This window comes from Streptomyces sp. B1866, from assembly GCF_031932565.1.
GTDB lineage: Bacteria > Actinomycetota > Actinomycetes > Streptomycetales > Streptomycetaceae > Streptomyces.
This window is the reverse complement of record NZ_JAVSCF010000070.1, coordinates 5,418-8,444: the sequence shown is the minus strand read 5'-3', so window position 1 is coordinate 8,444 and position 3,027 is coordinate 5,418. Positions and strand designations below refer to the sequence as shown.

Here is a 3,027-nt window from a genome sequence, read left to right as displayed (position 1 = left end):
GGTCAGCCCCCGGCTCGCCGCGTCACCCGCCGCGAGCAGCGCCGCCACGGTCGGATACGGGCGGCGGGCGGCCACCTGCCGGGCCCAGCGGCGGCTCGCGCAGCAGCCGAGCAGCGCCGCCTCGGCGGCGTCGGCGGACGCGGCGTTCAGCCGCGCGAGACCGGGCGCGGCGGAAGCGGGCGCGGCGGGCGCGCCGGGCGCGGCGGAGGACGAGTAAGGAGAGAGGGCCACGGGAGACGAGGGGGCAGAGGGAGTCGGGAGAAAGTCGAGAGGCACGGGAGACGAGGGGTGGGAGAACGGGCGGACGGGTCGGCGGCCGGGGCCCGCGGCGCCTCGGTGATCTTGGCGAGATCGGCCCGCCGGACCGGTCTGACGGCCCGCCATGGACATGGCCGGGTGGCGGGAAGAGCCTGCCGGTGCGGCGGGAAATCGCCGCCTTCCACGGTGCGAGATCCGGTTGAGACGCAACCGTAATCACATCATGTCCATGGGCGCCCGGCCGTCGCGGAAAGCCACCCGAACGGGGGAGTCCGACGGTCCCCGGCCGGTCTCCGAACGACGCGGACCGGCGCTCTCCCACGGCCCGCGGCAGACCGCCGCCGAGCGCATCAGTGCAGGTGAGAGGCATCAAAGAAAGGGGACGGCCGGGGCCGCCACCCCCCACAGGAGAGGCCCCGGCCGTCGTCTGAGACGGACCCTTCACAGGGTTCGTACCTCCTACAGCGCCACCCGCCCGGATTGCGTCACACCCCCCGGAAAAGGGCCCGCGGCCCGGCCCCGGCCGCCGGCGGTCGGGAGGCCACTGGACGCGACTGGGTGAATACCCGTAACGTCACAGATCCGCGTTGCGGCGCGGCCTGTTGTTGATCGTGCGTCGCCTCCGACCGAGGCCGCGCCCCCAGGGGGACTCGACATGTATCCGTGTGGGAACTGCCGTGCCGCCGCTGTCGGCCCAGACGGCCGCTGCGCCGCCTGCGGGACCTATCAGCAGACGCTCCAGCAGGCCCAGCAGCCCGCGGCGCCGGCCGGCTACGGCTACCCGGCCCCCGGCGCTCCGGCGCCCGTGCCCGGCCTGCCGACCGGAGGCGTGGACCTGCGGCGCGGCCTGGCGACCAGCCTCCAGGTGGTCCTCGGCCTGCTGCTGGCCCTGCTCGTGCTGGCGTTCGTGGCCGATATCGGCCTGTACTCGACGACGAGCGACATGCTCGACGGCAAGCTCGTCAGCCGCGACGACCTGGAGGACGCCGACGACTTCTACCGGTTCTCCATGATCTTCGTCTATGTGGTCCTGGCGGTCAGCGGGATCCTGTGGGCGATCTGGTTCCGGCGGCTGCGGCTGAACGCGGAGGTGTTCGCTCCCGGCCAGCACCGGTTCGGTCCCGGCTGGGCCGCCGGCTCCTGGTTCACGCCCGTGGTCAACCTGTGGTTCCCCAAGCAGATCGCCAACGACATCTGGCGCGCCAGCTCCCCGCAGGGCCCGTACGCCGTCCGCCGCGGCGTGCTCAACGGCTGGTGGGTGCTCTGGCTCATCGGCGCCAACTGCCTGAGCGGAGGCTTCAGCGCCTTCGCGTCCAAGCGCGGCGAGGTCACCGACCCGGACGCCGGCACGACCCTCCAGGAGCTGCACGACGACTGGGAGTCGCTGAACGACATGCTGGCGTTCAACGTGGTCGCGATTCTCCTCTTCGCGGCCGCCACCATCCTGGCCCTGCTGCTCGTCCGTCAGATCACCACCATGCAGGAGCAGCGCGCCGCGCTCCCGCCGCAGCCCGGCCCGGCCGGGTACGGCCCGGGCTACGCCGCGCCGCCCGGCTACCCCGTGCAGCCCGGCTACCCCGCGCCCGCCGCCCCGCCGTACGACCCCACGGGCGCCGCCGGCGTCCCCGGCCAGCAGGCTCCCTACGGCGGCCAGCCCGGCCCGTACGGCAGCCCGCCGCCCGGCCAGCCGTACTCGCCCTACGGCCAGGGCTGACCGGTCGGCCACGGCACGCCATCGCTGACCTGAGACTGTACGTAGGAGTGGGGGGAAGCGTGCAGGGGGACGACGCGGAGCTGACCGCTGCGGTGCGCGCGGCGCAGGACGGGGACGAGTGCGCCTTCCGCACCGTCTACCGGTCGGTGCACCCGCGCCTGCTGGGCTACGTGCGCACGCTGGTGGGAGAGGGCGACGCCGAGGACATCGCCTCCGAGGCGTGGCTCCAGATCGCCCGCGACCTGGGCCGCTTCAGCGGCGACGCCGACCGCTTCCGCGGCTGGGCCGCGCGGATCGCCCGCAACCGCGCGCTCGACCACATCCGCATGCGCGGCCGGCGCCCGGCCGCCGGTGGTGACGAGACCGAGCTGGAGACCCGCGCGTCCGACGCGGACACCGCGAGCGAGGCCATGGAGGCGCTGGCCACCAGCCGCGCCATGCGGCTGATCTCCCAGCTGCCGCAGGACCAGGCCGAGGCCGTGGTGCTGCGGGTGGTGCTCGGGCTCGACGCGAAGTCCGCCGCCGCGGTGCTGCGCAAGCGCCCCGGCGCCGTGCGCACCGCCGCCCACCGCGGCCTGCGGCGCCTCGCCGACCTGCTCGGACCGGGCGCCGAGTACGACCTGTCGGTTCTCGACGGCGTCCCCGCGCAGCGCGAGGCCCGCCGCGGCCCGGCCACGTCGCCCTCCCCGGGTGTGACGGATTGCGCGGCGCCGGCGCAGAAGGAACTGTGATGGCGGATGACCACCGCGATGGCTGGCTCGACGACGATGCCGTGGAGCGGCTGCTGCGCGGTGAACCGGTCGAGGCGCGCGGCGCCGAGGGCGTCCGGTGCGCCTGGTCGCGAGCGCGGGAAGAGCGGTTGGCCGCTGGGCTCGGTGCGTTCGCCGAGGCGGTAGGCCGGACTCCGTGCGAACCGGCCGGAGCGCGTGCGCTGCCGGGCGAGGAGCAGGCCGTGGCCGCCTTCCGGGCGGCCCGCGCCGGAGCCGGGCACGGCGCCGCGGCACCGGCACTGCGCACCGGCCGGGGCCTGCGCGTCGCGTGGCCCGTGCGCGCGG

3 protein-coding genes and 1 pseudogene are annotated in these 3,027 nt (G+C 75.4%); 3 read left to right on the top strand and 1 reads right to left on the bottom strand.

Going from position 1 to position 3,027, the window contains the following annotated elements:
• A partial coding sequence (locus tag RKE29_RS12435) for a 2-oxo-4-hydroxy-4-carboxy-5-ureidoimidazoline decarboxylase (protein ID WP_369016036.1) occupies positions 1–231 on the bottom strand: 231 nt, incomplete at its 3' end.
• A gap of 682 nt (positions 232–913) precedes the next feature.
• On the opposite strand from RKE29_RS12435, the gene RKE29_RS12430 reads away from it, so the two are divergent.
• From RKE29_RS12430 to RKE29_RS12420, 3 genes and pseudogenes are all read left to right on the top strand, one after another.
• Positions 914–1,972, top strand: coding sequence for a DUF4328 domain-containing protein (locus RKE29_RS12430; protein ID WP_312005250.1), 1,059 nt, complete (start codon positions 914–916; stop codon positions 1,970–1,972).
• Between the two features lie 59 nt (positions 1,973–2,031).
• On the top strand, positions 2,032–2,703 hold the full coding sequence (locus RKE29_RS12425; RefSeq protein ID WP_312005249.1) for an RNA polymerase sigma factor: 672 nt from the start codon (positions 2,032–2,034) through the stop codon (positions 2,701–2,703).
• Positions 2,703–3,027 (top strand): annotated as a pseudogene (locus tag RKE29_RS12420) (hypothetical protein); the annotation flags it as partial. The gene RKE29_RS12425 and the pseudogene RKE29_RS12420, both read left to right, overlap by 1 nt.